Genomic DNA, 18,070 nt, shown 5'->3' with positions numbered 1-18,070 from the left:
CCGGGAACAGGAGGTACAGCGAGACATCCGGGAATTGCGCTAACAACCCGGGCATCTAAAGGGATGCTTTATGGTATGTGGGAAGGAGCTTCTCACCAGTTTCGGTAGCTAATCGGGACCAGTCCGACCGCGTACAGAGGCATCTGCGGCGTTTTTAGCGGGTATGACTTTGCAGAGAAGTGGGGCGGCTGAACCTTTCAAATCAGGGGCGGAGTTCAGCTGCAAAATCCAGGGTTTTACAACATTCAGCAACTTTGTTATATACATGGTAGGGACTTTTATCACTACGGGAAGAAGATGAGAACACACTATGATAACCTCAAAGTGTCGAAAGATGCTCCTGTGGAGGTAATACAAGCTGCTTACCGGACGCTGGCAAAGAAATATCACCCGGATATAAACAAAAATAATCCCGAAGCTGTCAGGATAATGCAAATAATTAATGCCTCATACGAAGTATTAATTGACCCTTTGAAAAGAAAAGAACATGATCGCTGGATTATTAAAGAAACCTGGAGAGAAAAGGCTGAAGCCACAATAGCACGAAACTCGGAAGCAAATGTTAATGTCCAGGCATCAGTTAAAACAACAGCAGAAAGAAAAAAGAAATCTTTAATGACAATATTAGGTGTCGTTTTTTACCCTTTGTTTTCTATGCTGAAAACTGTTTCCGGCCTGTGTGTGATAGGGATTGTTGCGTACGCAATTCTTCATAATATTAATCAAAGAGATTCTTCTTTAGATAAAACAGATACAGGAAGCAACTCATCTCCATTAAAACCAGAACGTGTAAATAACAATAACGGAATTTGTGATTCATCTGTGCAACAACTACTATGGCCTACTATCCCAACTGTTTTATCTGAAAAAGACAGGCGAAATGGTTTGTCCTCACTCAGATTAGATAACACTCAAAATAACGAAGGGTTACGAGTCCGGTTAACCCTGGATAATGCATACATCAAAACTGATTTTGTACGTGAAGTATTCGTTCCCGCAGGTAGTCAAATTACTCTGGAACAAGTCCCATCAGGAACATATCGGGTAAAAACACAAAGTGTTAAAAATGGATGCGTACAAATTTCTGAACCAATCAATATGATTGAAAGACAAACTTCAACGGGAACAGAGTACAGTGACAATTCTTTAACTTTTTATCCCGTAATAAATGGGAATACACATTTCTTATCTTTACCGGCTTCACAGTTTTAAAATATCCCCGCAGGGTATTTGCTTACCCGTCACGTACAACATTATTACGTGAAGTTTCCAGGTTGTCGTTTGAATTATATGGTAATGCTAAGGAACTTATCATGAGCTGGTTTAATGACGTATTTGGATTCGAAGAATCAGACTATGCAGAGACTCAGGCTCGCTTTTTTCAGGAAGGCCCTTTTCTTCATACCAGAAGCCAGCCATCTGTTTCTTATCGCTCTGGTATTCTGACCATGCCGAGTCTGGCCGAATTAAGGAAAGCAGTCAGTAATCTTGTGACCGAACCGTATGGAAGGTGCAGGTTTGACATACTTGAGGCTGATGCATATGACCTCCACCGAAAATCCGAAGTAAAGGGTGCGCTGATCCAGGTTGCCAGTCAGTTCAACTTGCTCGAAATGCCATGTGAATATACAACGCCAGAAAAGGGGATTACCGAATACCAGTTTGATCATACTCAAGGACCTGCCTGCGCTATGGCCTGTGCTGCTGCCACGGTATTTCGTAACTATCTTGTCCCGATAGGGTCACAGACAGGACAATCCTTTACCAGCCAGCTTAACACGCTGGCTGATATGGAAAAGGCTATCGGCATTGATGGCATACGAATGAAAAACGGGTATGCCCTGATGTCGGCTAATACGGTGCAGGCCATTAGCCGTCATATTGCATCTCTGGATGAGCAAATGCGGGACAGGCTCAGACAGGAGTTACGCATCGGATTGCACTCAGATACTGAAGTCACTATACCAGGAGTACCTGAAGATCAGTTTGTGTCTCAGGCTCTCTGCTCTGCCTTACCTGTCGCGTATAACTCATCTCCCCGGGAAGACTGGGCTTCTTTTGCATCGCTGGTACTGGAAGCCAGTTACGAAGCAACGTTGCTGGCAGGTGTTCTGAACTACCGGCGTACAGGCAATCCGAGAGTATATGTGACTATGGTCGGAGGCGGAGCATTTGGGAATGAACCTGGCTGGATAATTACTGCTCTCAGGCGTGCCTTATATCTGGTCAGCCATCATAATCTGGAGGTGATGTTTGTAAGCTACCGACATACTCCTGCTGCTTTATATTCATTAATTGAGGGATTTTGACCGATAAAGTTTATCATTCTAAATAAGAACAATATATAATAAATGCGACAGCATTTAATCAAGGAGTGATTTATGAATGGGTATATCGTCACAATCATTATTGCATTCATTTTTGGTCCCATTCTGGCGTTGCCGATATTGACCGTCGGTTTGTTTAATATAATGGATTTTGCGCTGTATTCATTCCCCATATTTTTCTTTTGTATTATGGGTTATAGGCAAGAGAAGAAGGTTAAGGATGCTTTTAAGGCATTAATACCGGGCCTAATTGTATCTCTGATGCTGATGACTTTTGTTCTGTTTGTTAAAGATCAGAGCGACTGTACGAATAAATATGACAAAGGAAGTCTGCCTGCTGCTGTGTGTGAGACACAAAAGGGGCCTGGATTTAGATAACGCACGCCCGGTGCGTCTCTAGGGAGTATGTGATTTATTGTGCAGTCGTGAACTATTCTGAGGGCTTATGCTCGGGAGGCCTGTCTACAAGCCAGATTAGCGTTCCAAAACGGTATTTTGTGCTTTCTAGCAGAGGCTTGGCCATAACCCAGCCATCATTTACTGCGGCCTGCCATTTGTCTCCCCAGGGATTTATTACCTTGAGAAGTTCGGTGCATTTATTATTTTGATTATTGCATACGGTCATAGCCCCACTTATAACTGCTACATGTCCATCTTTACAAGTGCCATCTTTGGCGTATTTACTTAGGCAAATCCCTTGTAGAGTAAGAACCTTTCCTACAGCCAATGCCCCTCGAATAATCGACATTGATTCAGTGTAATTCCCTGTGGTTTTCAATGAATCATCAATGCCAGACATGAGCCTTGCATTTGTTTCACCGTTAACTCCTGGATACATAGCCACGTCTAAGCTATCGGATTTCTCGAAAAAAGCAAGGTTTTTGGCTCTTCTGCAAACGGCTGGAACTGTTAATCTCACAACAAATTCTCGAAATGTATGTTCTTTCATTAAACTTACAAATGATGAAGGTTTATCTTCTAGTAAAGGGAATATGGTTTTAAGTTTTGAGAATTCGACCTTATATTTATCATAAAATACCTGAGCGCACTCATCACATCCATCGTCTATAGTTTTCGCATGTTTAGAAATTTTCTTATATAAATTAAACATCTCTTTCCACATGGCGAACTCCTTTTCCACTCCATCATCATTTTGTGCAAACTCCGGCATGGTCTTCTCTTTAGATGTACACTCAAGGGAAGGAGAAGAATATGATTCATATATAACAGTCTTTATTGAGTTAAAAGAGCTCCCGCCCTCTCTAGCATAAATTTTTTTACCTTCAGGGTCATCACCGATACCATCCAGAACCAAACCTGCGGGTGAGAATAAGCTGTCTGGCGTTAAGTGCTTGCAATCCAATTTGGATACACGGCAGTTTTCGGCATTTAGAAATACTGATGCTGCAACTGCATAGCATATCTCTCTTCCTCCTTGCGAAGGGATTTTCGCTATATTAGTAACTTCGATAACATTCTTTTTAACGTTATAACTCTTAGGCGGAGGAGTAAACGCCTCAATGGCAGGGTATGCCGCGTTAGCACTATTGATAAAAAGAATAAACAAAGCTAAGGGTGGTAGTATTTTAACAATCAGAGTAATGAGCATGAGCTTGCTCCATCAAATACGAGCCGGTCATGAATTGATTATAGACTCCGTTCCGTATGCCGTCATGAGTCTTATCCTTTGAAAGCAGTGATCGCTGTGTGGTGAGACTGTAGCGCGGACATGTCATTTGGTCAGAGACGGACATCTCAATTTAGCCACTTCACCGAATGTTAAAGCTAAGCAGAGATGACCGGGTTCAGGCAAATCTGAGTTGTCCATTTCTCTACGAGTTAACTGATACCACCCTAAGAGTAGTTACTTATTATGTATACCTGCCAGAAAAGACTTTATCTGCTTTCTGTTATGCAGATAAATAACTGGAACGTCGCTGCCGAATTTGATTCGAAGTCTTTCTATCTCTGGCCTGTCTCGCGTATCAAAACGCCAGACATATCGAAGGAATTCTAAAAATTCATAGTTAATTTTTTCTGAGCAGCCATCAGGTAGATCAGTTCTGGATTTATTAAGAAAAGATCTGATTAAAACCCTGAAAAGACACGTTATTCGAGGCGTGTTGAGCCAGATTACAAGGTCTGCTCTTGATAGCCGCAAGTCGAACGTCCTACGGGCATAATTCCCCTCATTGATCCATACCGTGTCAAGTACGGACTCCGTAACTTTTTCACGAAACTCCTCAGATTCAGGCTTTAACCAGCCCGGACGCCAAAATAACCGGTCCAGATGTGTCACAGGGTAATTTAACATTTCTCCCAATATTCGGGATAAAGTAGATTTACCGCTTCCAGCATTGCCTAATATTATTATTCTTTCAGGGCGCACTCTCACTCCATAAGCTAATGGTCTTTATAATACTGTGTTCAGAGCAACTTATTGTATTTCAAAAAACAATTAGCTACCAAATATCTCTTTGCTTCGTGTCTGCAAATCAACCAGAGCCTCTAGTAGGTCGTCCTCATTGACCGCACGCTGTCGCTTTTTAGTTGGGTCTTTCTTTTTCATTCTTCGTGGCGGACCGTTACCCGACGGAAGGCCCTGAGACCGCGTATTATCACGCTTGTCCTGCATCAGTTTAGCCACGGCCAGCGCGTGTCCAAGCCGCTTGTTGTCAACGATCGCACCCTGGTCAACTTCAGACAGCCGGTCATAGGCAGAGTAGGGAAGCACCGTGCCGTGACTCCTGAGTTCAACGCGGCCATCCGGGTACTGCCAGGCATCCAGATACTTGCCCATCGCGCGGCGGCTGTCATCGTTGTCCTCAAGCAGCAACAGCATTTTATCGTAGCGGACCGTCAGCGCTTTCGAAACCTTGCGCGGTTCGCGCCAGGTAAATATCTGGTTCAGGTTGTCGTCTGCATCGAGCGGACGGTGCACGTCAAAATCATGCCTCGGTGCCTTCGCGAAACGCCGGTTGTAGTCCGCCATAAATTCAGCGGCAAAGGCGTTAGCCGCGTCAGGCGTACTGATGTCACGCAGCCTGAGTTCCTTGACCAGCCGGTCCTGCAACGTGAGATGCGCTCGCTCCACGCGGCCCTTGGCAGAGCTGGTGTTGGCGCAGATGCCGGTGATGTTCAGCTCGTTCATCGCGCGACCGAACTGCGTCTGACCGTCGCCGCCAGCCGCATTCCTGTTGTTAATGCGGAACACGCTGGCCTTGTCGCTGTAAAAGGCCAGCGGCTTGCCGTGCTGTTCCAGGTAGCCGCGCGTGGCTTCAAAGTAGGTGAACGTGGACTCGGAGCGGACGAAATGAAGCTGCATCAGGCGGCTGGTCGCGTCATCCACGTAAACCAGCAGCGTGCAGGCCGGACCGCGTTCCTCGAACCAGCGGTGATCGCAGCCGTCGATCTGTATCAGTTCGCCAACGCACGCGCGGCGGTAGCGTGGTTGCTGGATTTTTGGCGCACGATGCCTGCGCGGGATCCAGAGGCCTGACTGCATCATCAGCTTCCGTACGGTCTCTTTAGACAGCGTCACGCCGTGAAGCTCGGCCAGCTTCTCGCAGGCGAGCGTCGGACCAAAGTCTGAGTAGCGCTCGCGGATGATCTGTACAGCACGTTCAGCAAGGCCAGCAGGCAGCTGATAGTTACTTGGCTTGCCGCGCCGGCGATCAGCCATACCCAGCGGACCGTCTGTACGATAGCGCTGAAGCAGGCGGCGACAGTGCCGTTCGGAAATACCGAGACGCTCAGCTGCGAGATGAGTTGTCAGCCGCCGGTCAACGACGTCCTGGATAACTTTAAGCCGGTTAACTTCGTTCATCGTGAAAAACTCCGTACCAGAAGCCGTCATATCAGGATCCTCAGCAGGTAGCCTGAAGCGGCCAGGTAAGCTTAGCTCAGAACGGCCATGTCAGCTTTGCTTCTATACCGAAACTACGCTTAATGCGTTTTATGTTAAATATCAGTTACTTGAATCGATTTCGTAACATAAGTTGATGTGTTTGTCGTGTCATGACAGCACAATCAGGGATGTCATCCCCTAACGAGGCAAGGACTAAGTTAATGAACAGAACAGCTTAAGAAGTACAGACTCGCTGGCTTGAGAGCCGGCAGCCTGAAGATCGTACCTGTAATGAAGCGGAACAATTTTCGGATGAATGCTGGAAGAACGGTCTGCGGCTGGATAAAAGCCAGTCTGTGCATTATCAACTTCTGATGGAAACCATCCGCAGGACGCTGATCCCGCGGCCAAAGTGAAGCCCTCCGTCGGTCTCCACTATTATCGCTACCGGGTTAGCCGTCAGGCATGGCCCGGTTTAAAAAGATATGCTGACAGTTCTGCTGCAGTTATATCAAACTCGAGTTGCTGGATTAATTCTGCCAGTTTTTTCTCTGCAGTATCACGATCAAACTGATTTTGTACTATCTGGAGAGCAACCTGTTTTAGCTCCGGAGGGAGGTGTTCCAGATTGATATGATTATAACCCGAAATGTCATCATCCGGATTTTCGAAGAGCCAGCCGTAACTCATAAGGTCACCTGTTCTATTTCACAAATTTCCAGACACCTGGCGGTACCCGGTCATACAACTTTCCCATCGTCATCTCCGCCAGCCGGTGATCAACCGCGGCATTGAAATGCTCAAGCTCATCATCTGACAGAGAATATTTATTTTTTTCTATTATCCTTTCCAAGGTTTCCTTCGATGTACAGCGCCGTAGTCGTAAAATCCATTCCTGTTTCGTCATTAGTTTTTTATATCCTGAGGCGTCCCTGGTATTTAATTTTACAAATAACGCAAATTTCTTTCAGGCGTTATGGCCCGTGCCGTTCTGCTTAAGATAATCACTGATGCTCAGGCCGGACAAGCGAATTTTATCCGAAACTTCCCTGAACTGCTCTTTCCATCCATTTGTCAGATGTCTTTGTGACGCGATTTTGCAGGCGACGCTGAACGGCGTTCTCCCCAGTTTTTCGGAAAGCCAGAAAAGATGCTTACCAATATCATCATTCGGGACGCCATCGAGCGCATCCAGTAATAAAGTTTCCTCTTCAGCCACCCAGGCCTGGCGGGCATTCGGAAAGCGTGGGTCAGGTACAGGTGCCTGTTTCTCTTCCTTCGGTTTCGACGATGCCGGTACCGCGGGCTTTTTCATGCCGACGCGCGCTTTCATGGCGCCGATGGCGGCCACGGCCCGCACCAGGGTTTCACGCTCCTGGCGCGTGAGCAGGCTGTCCTCGCAAATCAGGGTGTTCAGGTTATCGATCAGGGTGTCCAGTCGGTTTTCAGTGACTTTCATGTTTTAGCTCTTGTTCCTTGTGGTGGTTGGGTACAGTCCCGGTTCTCATGCTCCAGGCCGGAGTTCGTCAGTCATTTTTTGCAGCGCGAGCCGGTCACGCCAGGATGAACGTGGCCTGCTGAAGACAATGGGCTCAGGGCCTCTCTCCTGCTTCGGCGTCGTTCCACACCATCACCGTGGCCAGATGCTCCGCCACCTCCCGTCCCGTGTAACCGGCCAGGATAGCCAGCGCCCGTGAGGCCGCTTCACGCGACAGCGGACTGCGGAACCCGAATCCATCCGTCATCAGGAGCCACTGCAGACGTTCAGTCCAGCGCTCTCCGGGTTTGCGAACTGGCGAAAACACAATCTCCGTCAGCTGCCCGCGGTTGCAGTACAGCTGTCGCTGTTCCAGTTCATCCAGCAGGCTGTTCAGCTCGCGCCGGTCAGCTTCTTCCTGACTCATCAGCGGCCAGCGGATGCGGTGCCACTGCAGCTCCTGCGCCTGGTCGTCCGTGAACCCCGCGCGGGCCAGCAGGTCAGCCAGCGCGGCCACCGTGTCTTCCTCGTATGTGGCAGCAGTGAGCGGGTCCGCGTCGCGCAGAACGTGCAGCAGGCGCGCCGGTGCCGGCAGCATCCGCAGGGACGCTTCAGGACTGACCACGGCCAGTTGAATATCCTCAGTCAGCCCGGTGATCCCCTCCGCCTGCAGCGCGGCGTCCAGCTGACGGCACCAGGTGCCGGTCTGGTCCGCCGGCGCGGTAACGTCCACCGTGCCCGCCTCCGGCGTGGCGCTCTCATTAATCTGTACCCGGACCGCAATCCCCGCATCGTGACAGGACTGCAGCCAGGTGGCGACCTGCAGGGGATCGCCTTCCAGGCGTGTCACCTGCCCGGCCGCATTCCACAGCTGCAGGCAGGTGGTGCCGTCAAGACGGATCACGTAGTCACCCCGCAACGCCAGGTGCCATCGACCATCCAGCTCCACCGGCCGGTCGTCAGCCTCATCTGCCTGGACAGGCGGGACCAGAGGCAGAACCCGGATCGCCGTCGCGCGCTGCTCCGCCAGGACGCGCGCCTGTTCGTCAGCGAGAAACGGGGCGGCCAGCGCACGGCCGGCATCCGTCAGCTCGACGGCCAGCTGCAGGTTCGGCGCGCGCAGGGTGCGCAGCCAGCCCGCGGCTTCCATGCGCCGGCAGGAGGCACGCAGGTTCGGCCCGTATACCGGGGCGTCCCCGCCCTGCTCCAGCACCCGCTCAATATCCCGCGTGGCCACCGGTCCAGGACGTTTCGCATCGAGGGCGGCCAGCACAATCAGCACCCGCCGCTGCAGCGGCGACGGACGTCGGGATTTTTCCCGCATCATTGCCCCTCATCCCTCTCGGATATGAGCGTTTTAAGCCGTTTATAGTCTGCTTCGACCCGTGTTGTGGCCAGGCCAGTGTGTCCGCGCAGCGCCAGGAGATACCAGAAGCGGAGGATGTCATGAGCCTTGTTCACTTCCCAGACATAATGGGTGCCATCCCTGCGAAAATCGCATTGCTTTATTTCCTCTTCTGCCATCTGCGTCATCTGCTCATAGCTGAGCGAAAACAACATATCTTCATACATCCTGCACACTCCGTCTGAACATGTCCGGTTTAATCAAAAATCATACTTCGTATAATTTACATCGCATTTAGAAAACATCATATCAGATGTGATTTTATGATTAATGATAAATATCACATTCAGTATGATTTTATGTGCTTAGTACGATTATCATATCAATGGCAGGTTTCCCGCCGTGCAGATCCGGAAATTGTCTAAGTCGGATCTCTGTAACACACATGTATTTTCCCCGGAAAGTAACGGACGTATACCAGCGTGACAGCGTCATCTGACACTTTCACACATTCGATTTTCCGAATGTATGGTTGTTTTTTTTGTCTCCGGGCGTATGCTTTACGCAACCGAACAGGAGGAATAATGACCCTTACAGCCCTTAAGCTTTTCAAAAACCTGTCCGATGAAACCCGTCTGGGTATTGTCCTGCTGCTCAGGGAGATGGGAGAACTGTGCGTCTGCGATTTCTGCACGGCGTTGGATGAGTCCCAGCCCAAGATTTCCCGTCATCTGGCAATGCTCCGGGAAAGCGGTCTATTGCTGGATCGCAAGCAGGGGAAATGGGTTCATTATCGCTTATCCCCGCATATTCCTTCCTGGGCTGCTCAGGTGATTGAGCAGGCCTGGTTAAGCCAACAGGACGACGTACAGGCCATCGCCCGTAAGCTGGCATCGGCAAACTGCTCTGGTAGCGGTAAGGCTGTTTGCATCTAAAAAAAATTTGCCTGAACATATGTGTTTTTTCGAATGTATGAGGTATTCAGAATGAAGACGTTAACGGTGTTTGACCCGGCAATGTGCTGCAGTACCGGTGTATGTGGTTCAGATGTCGATCAGGTTCTGGTTGATTTTTCTGCTGATGTGCAGTGGCTGAAAGAACGTGGTGTACAGGTTGAACGTTACAACCTGGCGCAGCAGCCCATGAGCTTTGTTCACAATGAGAAAGCGAAATCCTTCCTCGACGCATCCGGCGCAGAAGGGCTTCCGCTGCTGTTGCTGGACGGCGAAACGGTGATGGCTGGGCGATACCCAAAACGCGCTGAGCTGGCTCGCTGGTTCGGTATTCCGCTGGAGAAGGTAGGGTTAGCTCCCACCAGTTGCTGTGGTGGTAATACTTCCTGTTGCTGAATATGTCAGGAGAACATATGAAATTCTTACAGAATATCCCGCCTTACCTGTTTTTTACTGGCAAGGGAGGTGTAGGAAAAACTTCCATTTCCTGCGCGACGGCTATCCGCCTTGCCGAACAGGGTAAGCGGGTTTTGCTGGTCAGTACCGACCCGGCCTCCAATGTCGGTCAGGTATTCGATCAGGCTATCGGTAACACGATTCGCCCTGTGACAGCAGTTCCTGCACTTTCCGCACTGGAGATTGACCCGCAGGAAGCCGCCCGGCAATATCGTGCCAGAATCGTTGATCCTATCAAAGGTCTTTTGCCTGATGACGTTGTTAACAGTATCAGCGAGCAGCTTTCAGGAGCCTGTACGACTGAGATTGCTGCGTTCGATGAATTCACGGGCTTACTAACAGACGCTTCCCTGCTGACCCGCTTTGATCACATCATTTTTGATACAGCGCCGACGGGCCACACGATTCGTCTGCTCCAGCTTCCCGGTGCCTGGAGTAGCTTCATTGAAAGTAATCCAGATGGTGCTTCCTGTCTTGGCCCAATGGCCGGGCTGGAAAAGCAGCGTGAGCAGTATGCTCATGCGGTAGAGGCTTTGTCCGATCCTGAACGTACCCGCCTGGTTCTGGTTGCACGACTGCAAAATTCTACGCTGCAGGAAGTCGCCCGCACTCATGAGGAACTGGCTGAGATTGGCCTGAAAAATCAATATCTGGTGATTAATGGTGTGCTGCCTGAAGCCGAAGCTGAACATGGCGCCCTGGCCGCGGCGATATGGCAACGTGAGCAGGAGGCACTGGCAAATCTTCCTGCCGGTTTATCTGAGCTACCGACAGATACCCTGTTACTCCAGCCAGTCAATATGGTTGGTGTTTCAGCATTGAAGGGACTGCTGGATACCCGTTCTGAGGCATTACCGCTCCCGGTAACGAATATCCTGTACACGCCTGAAAACTTATCTCTCTCTGGCCTGGTCGATGATATCGCTCGCAGTGAACACGGCCTGATTATGCTGATGGGCAAAGGTGGTGTAGGGAAAACCACGATGGCTGCTGCCATCGCCGTCAGGCTGGCAGACATGGGATTTGACGTGCATCTCACGACCTCTGATCCTGCTGCGCACCTGAGTACAACGCTGAACGGCAGCCTCAAAAACCTGCAGGTCAGCCGCATCAACCCTCACGATGAAACCGAACGCTATCGCCAGCATGTTCTTGAGACGAAGGGAAGAGATCTGGACGAAGCAGGGAAACGGTTACTGGAAGAGGATTTACGCTCTCCTTGTACAGAAGAAATTGCCGTGTTTCAGGCCTTCTCCCGTGTAATTCGTGAAGCGGGTAAGCGCTTTGTTGTCATGGATACCGCCCCTACCGGACACACGCTGCTGTTGCTGGATGCGACCGGGGCTTACCACCGAGAGATTGCCAAAAAAATGGGGAGTAAAGGTCATTTTACTACCCCCATGATGCAGCTTCAGGACCCGGATAGAACCAAAGTTCTGCTGGTTACGCTTCCTGAAACCACACCGGTCCTGGAAGCGGCAAACCTGCAGGCTGACCTTGAAAGAGCGGGGATTCATCCGTGGGGCTGGATTATCAATAACAGCCTTTCCATTGCGGATACGCGTTCTCCGTTGCTTTGTCAGCGTGCTCATCAGGAATTGCCTCAGATTGAGGCTGTTAAGGATCAGCATGCTGACCGTATAGCGCTTGTTCCGGTGCTGGCGTCAGAGCCCGCCGGTATTGAAAAGCTCAGAGAGTTGATGAGCTAATTTTTTGACATATACAGGGCGACAAAGTCGCCCTGTCAGGAGGTTTTATGTTACTGGCAGGCGCTATTTTTGTCCTGACCATTGTTTTGGTTATCTGGCAACCAAAGGGATTAGGGATCGGCTGGAGTGCAATGCTGGGCGCGGGACTGGCTCTGATATCTGGCGTTGTGCATGTGGGCGATATTCCGGTGGTGTGGAATATCGTCTGGAACGCGACGGCGACCTTTATTGCCGTAATTATTATCAGCCTGCTGCTTGATGAGTCCGGCTTTTTCGAATGGGCGGCATTGCATGTTTCGCGCTGGGGTAACGGTCGTGGCCGTTTGCTCTTTACGTATATCGTTCTGCTTGGTGCAGCGGTGGCGGCACTGTTTGCCAACGATGGTGCGGCACTTATTCTGACGCCGATAGTCATCGCCATGCTGCTGGCATTAGGGTTCAGCAAAGGCACGACACTGGCATTCGTCATGGCTGCCGGGTTTATTGCCGATACATCCAGCCTGCCGCTTATCGTGTCCAACCTGGTTAACATCGTTTCTGCAGACTTCTTTGGACTGGGCTTCACCGAGTATGCGTCGGTAATGGTGCCGGTGGATATTGCAGCCATTGTTGCCACGCTGGTTATGCTGCATCTGTTCTTCCGCAAGGATATCCCACCGACTTACGCCCTGTCTCTTCTGAAAGCACCGGCAAAAGCGATTAAAGATCTGGCAACCTTCAGAACCGGCTGGATAGTTTTAATACTTCTGCTGGTTGGGTTCTTTGTCCTTGAGCCGCTCGGTATTCCCGTTAGCGCGATTGCGGCTGTTGGCGCTGTGATCCTGTTTGCAGTAGCTAAACGAGGCCATTCCATTAACACTGGCAAAGTGCTGCGCGGCGCGCCATGGCAGATCGTCATCTTCTCATTGGGGATGTACCTGGTGGTCTACGGTCTGCGCAACGCCGGGCTAACCGAATACCTTTCAGGTGTGCTGAATGTACTGGCGGATAAAGGACTCTGGGCTGCGACGCTGGGTACTGGCTTCCTGACGGCCTTCCTGTCTTCCATCATGAACAACATGCCTACCGTGCTGGTTGGCGCTCTTTCTATCGATGGAAGCACCGCAACAGGCGTTATCAAAGAAGCGATGATCTACGCCAACGTGATTGGCTGCGATCTGGGACCTAAAATTACACCTATTGGTAGCCTGGCAACGCTGCTCTGGCTGCATGTCCTTTCACAGAAGAATATGACCATCACCTGGGGATACTATTTCCGCACCGGGATCGTTATGACTCTGCCTGTGCTGTTTGTAACGCTGGCAGCGCTGGCGCTACGTCTCTCTTTCACTTTGTAATGAGATACTGATATGAGCAACATCACCATTTATCACAACCCGGCCTGCGGCACGTCGCGTAATACGCTGGAGATGATCCGCAACAGTGGTAATGAACCGACCGTTATTCATTACCTTGAAAATCCACCGTCACGCGATGAGCTGGTCAAACTCATTGCAGATATGGGCATTTCAGTCCGGGCTTTGCTGCGCAAAAACGTCGAGCCTTATGAAGAACTGGGGCTTGCGGAAGATAAGTTTACTGACGATCAGTTAATCGATTTTATGCTTCAGCATCCGATCCTGATTAACCGTCCGATTGTGGTGACACCGTTGGGAACGCGTCTGTGCCGCCCTTCCGAAGTGGTACTGGATATTCTTCCGGATGCGCAAAAAGGCGCATTTGCTAAGGAAGACGGCGAGAAAGTAGTAGATGAGGCAGGGAAACGGCTGAAATAACCGAAAGGGGGCGATGCCCCCTTTCTCCTGCCTCAGCGTCCGGGTACCGGACTGTCCGGCAGCGTACAGCTCCCTTTTCCCAGCTGACACTGCAGCAACACCGTGTCCAGCCAGCGGCCATGCTTGAAACCGATGTCCTTCAGCGTGCCGATTTCAGTAAATCCGGAGCGAAGATGCAGCGCTACAGACGCGACGTTCGCACAGTCCCCCACAACCGCTATCATCTGGCGGTATCCCTGAGACCGGGCCCATGTTAAGGCATGATCGAGTAAGGCTTTTCCGCCCCCCTGCAGGGCGATATACTAGGGAAATCCACATGACTGAACGTTTTTCACCCGGGCAAGCATTTCCTGCGTGTTCGGGGGGGCGTCTCGAAGCTGCCTGTGCCGTGCAGGACATGATGGGCGTAAATGCGGCGTATGGCGGGAATGTGCTGCTCTTCAGCATTGATAATGTGCATTGTATGACTCCTGTGACGTTGACTGACACACTACCGGAATTCGCGACGGCAGATTAAGCGCTTCATCTTATGACCTGTATAAGGAAATGTTTTAAGTGGAGGTGGGGCGTCGCCCCACCTGTCAGCCCGCCATTTCAGCCAGCAGGTCCACGCCTACCGGGTCGTCCTTCAGCAGTGGCGTCAGGGCAATGCGCTGTGCATAATGCCCGGCAACGTCGTCGATCAGCGGCAGTTCGCGACGGGCACGGGTGACCAGGAACGGGGAGGACGGCTTCGCGGCCGCGAGGCTGTTATTGATGACCCACGCCCAGGGTTCAATCCCGGCCCGGCGTAAGTCCTGCTGCAGCCCGGCCGCTTCCAGTACCGGCGTGGTTTCGGCAAGCGTCACGATAATGACTCTGGTCTTCTCCGGATCCTGCAGCTGCATCATTGGCGTTATCACGTGATCGTGAGCCTGCCCCATCTGGCGCACCATTTCCCGGTGATAGGCCCCGGTTGCATCCAGCAACAGCAGCGTATGCCCGGTGGGCGCAGTGTCCATAATGACAAAATGGTCGTTGGCCTCTTTGATGATCCGGGAGAATGCCTGAAACACGGCAATCTCTTCGGTGCAGGGGGAACGGAGATCTTCCTCCAGTACCGCCAGTCCCTCCGCATCCAGCCCTTTTCCCTGATTTTCCAGCACAAAGCGACGATAGCGCTCAGTCTCTGCCTTTGGATCGATACGGCTGACCTGAAGGCCTGGCAGCGAGCCATCCAGGGTGTAAGACAGGTGGGCTGCCGGATCGGAGGTGGTCAGGTGGACTTTATGACCGCGTCTGGCCAGCGAGACCGCGACCGCAGCCGCCACCGTGGTTTTTCCCACGCCCCCTTTTCCCATTGTCATGACCAGCCCTTTTCCCGCCCGGCTGAGGTCCTCCACCAAGGAGGCAAGCTCCGGTAAATCGACCGTCGTGAGCGTGGCTCCCGGATCCGGCAGAACAGGTGTGCTCTCTGTAAACAGCGCCCTCAGGGCGTCCAGACCAACCAGATTAAAAGGCTTCAGATACAGCATCGACCGGGGAAGATGCGCGAGGTTTTCAGGCATGGCCCGTAAGGCCCGTTCCTCCCGCGCCAGAATACTGTGCGCCAGCGGATCCCGTTCACCGGCAAAGGGAGGCAGCACGCCATTGATGGCAAGGTGCTGATGCTGCAGACCGATAGCCGACAGCTCCTCGTGGGTATGGGAGACCTCTTTCAGGGTCGACGCCTGGGCGCGGGCAACCAGAACCAGTCGCGTGAGTGCCGTATCAGAGAGGGCTTTCACTGCGTCAGCGTACTGGTCCTGTTGTTTCTCCAGCCCCACCAGAGGGCCGAGGTTCGCCGCAGCATCAGGATGTGCATCGAGATACCCGCTCCAGGCGCCCGGCAGCTCAAGCATACGGATGGTGTGTCCGGTTGGTGCAGTATCAAAGACGATATGATCATATTTTTCGCGCAGTTCATGACTGGTCAGCAGCGCGGTAAATTCATCAAATGCCGCGATCTCGGTGGTACATGAACCGGAAAGCTGTTCTTCAATGCTGCTGATAACATCGGCAGGCATCAGTTCACGAACAGGATCGAGCACGCGATCGCGGTAAGCCTGCGCGGCCGCCATCGGGTCAACTTCCATTGCCGCAAGGTTTTCCACGGTGCGGATACCAGTGATCCGGTGGCCCACAGTCTGGCTGAAGACCTGACCGACATTGGAGGCCGGATCGGTACTGACCAGAAGCGTTCTCCGGCCCTGGTCAGCCAGCCATACCGCCGTCGCGCAGGCCAGAGAGGTTTTCCCCACGCCGCCTTTGCCGGTGAAGAAGATAAACGGGGGGATATTCTGTAAAAATGGCATCGTCATTGTTGAGCTCCTCCGGGATTAAGGCATACGGGGAATTCTGCAGCAGCGCGGCTGCGTGCTGTCTTCATTCCAGTCCTGCGTGAGGGAAATACCGGCCCAGCGGGCGATATCTTCCCGGGACGGGAGCTTGCCCGCCATCACCAGCTGGCCGTCAAGCAGGGTAGCGGGAAGGGACTCCATTCCTGACGTGTTCAGGAAGGCCCTGATGACGGGCGTATTCAGGAACTGCTGCGGGTTCTTTGCCAGGCTGTAAGTAAGCGTGCAGCGAGAACCGTATTGACGGGGATGTGTTATTCAGTTGGCAGTGCTACGCGCCAGGGGAGTAGCTCGCTGACCCGGTTTATCGGCCAGTCAGCAATGACGTCAAGGACATAACGGAGGTAGCTTTCTGGCTCCACTCCGTTCAGTTTGCATGTCCCGATCAGGCTGTACAGCAGCGCTCCCCGCTCTCCTCCATGATCCGAACCGAAGAACAGGTAGTTTTTGCGGCCCAGGCTGACCATCCGTAGCGCATTCTCAGCTATGTTGTTATCTGCCTCGGCCCAGCCGTCGTCAGTATAGTAAGCCAGCGCCGGCCACTGGTTCAGTACGTACGTGAACGCTTTCGCCAGTTCTGAGTGTCGCGACAGCGTTTTCACCTTTTCACGCAGCCAGCTTTCCAGGGATTTCAGCCGCGGTTTAGCTTTTTGCTGACGTTCTGCAAGGCGTCGCTTCGCCGGCATCCCCCTTATTTCCGCCTCGATGGCATATAACTCACCGATCCGTTTCAGGGCTTCCTCCGTCAGCGCTGACGGGGTGCGAACGTGCACATCGTGGATCTTGCGGCGGGCATGAGCCCAGCAGGCAGCTTCCGTTATCTGTCCATTGCGGTACAGTTCGTTGAACCCGGCGTACGCATCCGCCTGCAGAACACCGCTGAAGCCAGCGAGATGGCTCTGCGGGTGGATACCTTTTCTGTCCGGGCTGTAAGCGAACCACACTGCCGGCGCCAGCTCTGACCCGGCGTTACGGTCGTCACGAACGTAGGTCCATAACCGCCCGGTCTTCGTTTTCTTATTACCTGGCAACAGCACCGGGACAGGCGTGTCATCAGCATGGAGCTTACCGTCAGTCAGCACATAGTCCTGAAGCGCCCCTTCCAGCGGTGACAGTAGCCGGCAACACGCATCCATCCAGCCCGACAGCAGTGAGCGGCTCAGCTCCACACTCTGGCGGCCGTATATTTCAGACTGGCGGTACAGCGGGGTGTGCTCTGCATACTTTGAACTCAGCACGCGGGCCAGCAGCCCCGGTCCTGCGATACCCCGCTCGATGGGCCGTGAAGGCGCGGGGGCCTGCACGATGGCATCGCACTGAGTACAGGCATGCTTTTCACGTACTGTCCGGATAACCCGGAAGGCGCTGCGCATCAGCTCCAGCTGTTCGGCGGCATCTTCACCCAGGTAACTCAGCGTACCACCACATTCCGGGCAGCATGACGCTGCCGGCAGCAGCCGTTTTTCGTCACGGGGAAGTGATTCAGGAAACGGTTTGCGGGTACGGGTCTGCCGCAGCGGGCGCTGCACGGCCGGGTCATCCACCCGGCCGGTAAGGGTATCGCTTTCTTTCTGCAACTGCTTAAGGTCGGCTTCCATCTGCGCGATACGGCGGGAGACTTTTTCGGAGCGGCTGCCGAAGTTCATCCGGCGCAGCTTATCCAGTTGCGCCTGCAGGTGATCTATTTCGCGTTCACGCTCGTTCAGCTTTTCCAGAAGGGCACGGTTCAGCGCCTCCTGTTCGGCAAGGAGACGTTTCAGTTCATCGATATTGTCAGGAAGTAAGCTGTTCATACCGGGTATATTA

The 18,070-nt window shown here is 52.1% G+C and carries 17 protein-coding genes and 2 pseudogenes; 8 read left to right on the top strand and 11 right to left on the bottom strand.

Annotated elements, in window-relative coordinates; genetic code table 11:
- The first annotated feature begins 297 nt into the window (after positions 1-297).
- The 3 genes from HMPREF3142_RS27160 (at position 298) to HMPREF3142_RS00795 (ending at position 2,705) form a co-directional block, all read left to right on the top strand.
- Complete coding sequence (locus HMPREF3142_RS27160) at positions 298-1,212, top strand: J domain-containing protein (protein ID WP_077270007.1); 915 nt, start codon at positions 298-300, stop codon at positions 1,210-1,212.
- A 101-nt stretch (positions 1,213-1,313) separates the two neighbouring features.
- Positions 1,314-2,309: a hypothetical protein gene (locus tag HMPREF3142_RS00800; RefSeq protein WP_070611378.1), complete on the top strand. Its 996-nt coding sequence runs from the start codon at positions 1,314-1,316 to the stop codon at positions 2,307-2,309.
- Between the two features lie 72 nt (positions 2,310-2,381).
- On the top strand, positions 2,382-2,705 hold the full coding sequence (locus HMPREF3142_RS00795; RefSeq protein WP_070611377.1) for a hypothetical protein: 324 nt from the start codon (positions 2,382-2,384) through the stop codon (positions 2,703-2,705).
- Positions 2,706-2,757: 52 nt separating this feature from the next.
- Here HMPREF3142_RS00795 and HMPREF3142_RS00790 read toward each other — a convergent pair whose 3' ends face one another.
- The 7 genes from HMPREF3142_RS00790 to HMPREF3142_RS00760 form a co-directional block, all read right to left on the bottom strand.
- A complete protein-coding gene (locus HMPREF3142_RS00790) occupies positions 2,758-3,936 on the bottom strand; it encodes a hypothetical protein (RefSeq protein ID WP_070611375.1) in 1,179 nt (392 codons plus the stop codon).
- An 849-nt stretch (positions 3,937-4,785) separates the two neighbouring features.
- On the bottom strand, positions 4,786-6,183 hold the full coding sequence (locus tag HMPREF3142_RS00785; protein WP_032435757.1) for an ISNCY family transposase: 1,398 nt from the start codon (positions 6,181-6,183) through the stop codon (positions 4,786-4,788).
- A 450-nt stretch (positions 6,184-6,633) separates the two neighbouring features.
- The gene (locus HMPREF3142_RS00780) at positions 6,634-6,864 is read right to left on the bottom strand and encodes a hypothetical protein (protein ID WP_004206660.1); all 231 of its coding nucleotides are present in this window, start codon (positions 6,862-6,864) and stop codon (positions 6,634-6,636) included.
- A 13-nt stretch (positions 6,865-6,877) separates the two neighbouring features.
- A complete protein-coding gene (locus tag HMPREF3142_RS00775; RefSeq protein ID WP_004206661.1) occupies positions 6,878-7,081 on the bottom strand; it encodes an HHA domain-containing protein in 204 nt (67 codons plus the stop codon).
- 60 nt (positions 7,082-7,141) lie between these two features.
- Positions 7,142-7,633 carry a hypothetical protein gene (locus HMPREF3142_RS00770; RefSeq protein ID WP_004206662.1) on the bottom strand — a complete coding sequence of 164 codons (492 nt, stop codon included), beginning with the start codon at positions 7,631-7,633 and terminating at the stop codon, positions 7,142-7,144.
- A gap of 133 nt (positions 7,634-7,766) precedes the next feature.
- Positions 7,767-8,978 (bottom strand): hypothetical protein, encoded by a 1,212-nt coding sequence (locus HMPREF3142_RS00765; protein ID WP_032415728.1) that lies wholly within the window; start codon positions 8,976-8,978, stop codon positions 7,767-7,769.
- Positions 8,975-9,223, bottom strand: a complete 249-nt coding sequence (locus HMPREF3142_RS00760) for a hypothetical protein (protein WP_004193994.1) — start codon at positions 9,221-9,223, stop codon at positions 8,975-8,977. Before HMPREF3142_RS00760 ends, HMPREF3142_RS00765 begins: the two co-directional genes overlap by 4 nt.
- 357 nt (positions 9,224-9,580) lie before the next feature.
- On the opposite strand from HMPREF3142_RS00760, the gene arsR reads away from it, so the two are divergent.
- Genes arsR through arsC form a run of 5 tightly spaced genes read left to right on the top strand, consistent with a single transcriptional unit; the run spans position 9,581 to position 13,889 of the window.
- Positions 9,581-9,931 (top strand): As(III)-sensing metalloregulatory transcriptional repressor ArsR, encoded by a 351-nt coding sequence (arsR, locus tag HMPREF3142_RS00755; RefSeq protein WP_004206664.1) that lies wholly within the window; start codon positions 9,581-9,583, stop codon positions 9,929-9,931.
- Between the two features lie 51 nt (positions 9,932-9,982).
- Entirely contained in the window at positions 9,983-10,345 is a 363-nt protein-coding gene (gene arsD / locus HMPREF3142_RS27145; RefSeq protein ID WP_004206665.1) for an arsenite efflux transporter metallochaperone ArsD, read from the top strand.
- Positions 10,346-10,362: 17 nt separating this feature from the next.
- Positions 10,363-12,114, top strand: a complete 1,752-nt coding sequence (gene arsA, locus HMPREF3142_RS00750) for an arsenite efflux transporter ATPase subunit ArsA (RefSeq protein WP_038992627.1) — start codon at positions 10,363-10,365, stop codon at positions 12,112-12,114.
- Between the two features lie 47 nt (positions 12,115-12,161).
- Positions 12,162-13,451, top strand: a complete 1,290-nt coding sequence (gene arsB / locus HMPREF3142_RS00745; protein WP_023292114.1) for an arsenite efflux transporter membrane subunit ArsB — start codon at positions 12,162-12,164, stop codon at positions 13,449-13,451.
- Between the two features lie 12 nt (positions 13,452-13,463).
- Positions 13,464-13,889 carry a glutaredoxin-dependent arsenate reductase gene (gene arsC / locus HMPREF3142_RS00740; RefSeq protein WP_007779002.1) on the top strand — a complete coding sequence of 142 codons (426 nt, stop codon included), beginning with the start codon at positions 13,464-13,466 and terminating at the stop codon, positions 13,887-13,889.
- A 32-nt stretch (positions 13,890-13,921) separates the two neighbouring features.
- Here the strand turns inward: arsC and HMPREF3142_RS28855 are convergent.
- The 4 genes and pseudogenes from HMPREF3142_RS28855 to HMPREF3142_RS00720 all read right to left on the bottom strand — a co-directional run bounded on the left by HMPREF3142_RS28855 (position 13,922) and on the right by HMPREF3142_RS00720 (position 18,057).
- A pseudogene (locus HMPREF3142_RS28855) lies at positions 13,922-14,349 on the bottom strand (GNAT family N-acetyltransferase).
- Between the two features lie 121 nt (positions 14,350-14,470).
- Positions 14,471-16,228 (bottom strand): arsenical pump-driving ATPase, encoded by a 1,758-nt coding sequence (arsA, locus tag HMPREF3142_RS00730; RefSeq protein ID WP_023292112.1) that lies wholly within the window; start codon positions 16,226-16,228, stop codon positions 14,471-14,473.
- 18 nt (positions 16,229-16,246) lie between these two features.
- Positions 16,247-16,480 (bottom strand): annotated as a pseudogene (locus tag HMPREF3142_RS00725) (arsenic metallochaperone ArsD family protein); the annotation flags it as partial.
- 38 nt (positions 16,481-16,518) lie between these two features.
- The gene (locus HMPREF3142_RS00720) at positions 16,519-18,057 is read right to left on the bottom strand and encodes an IS66-like element ISKpn24 family transposase (RefSeq protein ID WP_070611373.1); all 1,539 of its coding nucleotides are present in this window, start codon (positions 18,055-18,057) and stop codon (positions 16,519-16,521) included.
- Between the last annotated feature and the right edge of the window lie 13 nt (positions 18,058-18,070).

The organism is Klebsiella sp. HMSC16C06 (genome assembly GCF_001808325.1).
GTDB lineage: Bacteria > Pseudomonadota > Gammaproteobacteria > Enterobacterales > Enterobacteriaceae > Klebsiella > Klebsiella variicola.
This window is presented reverse-complemented; position numbering and strand designations above follow the sequence as displayed.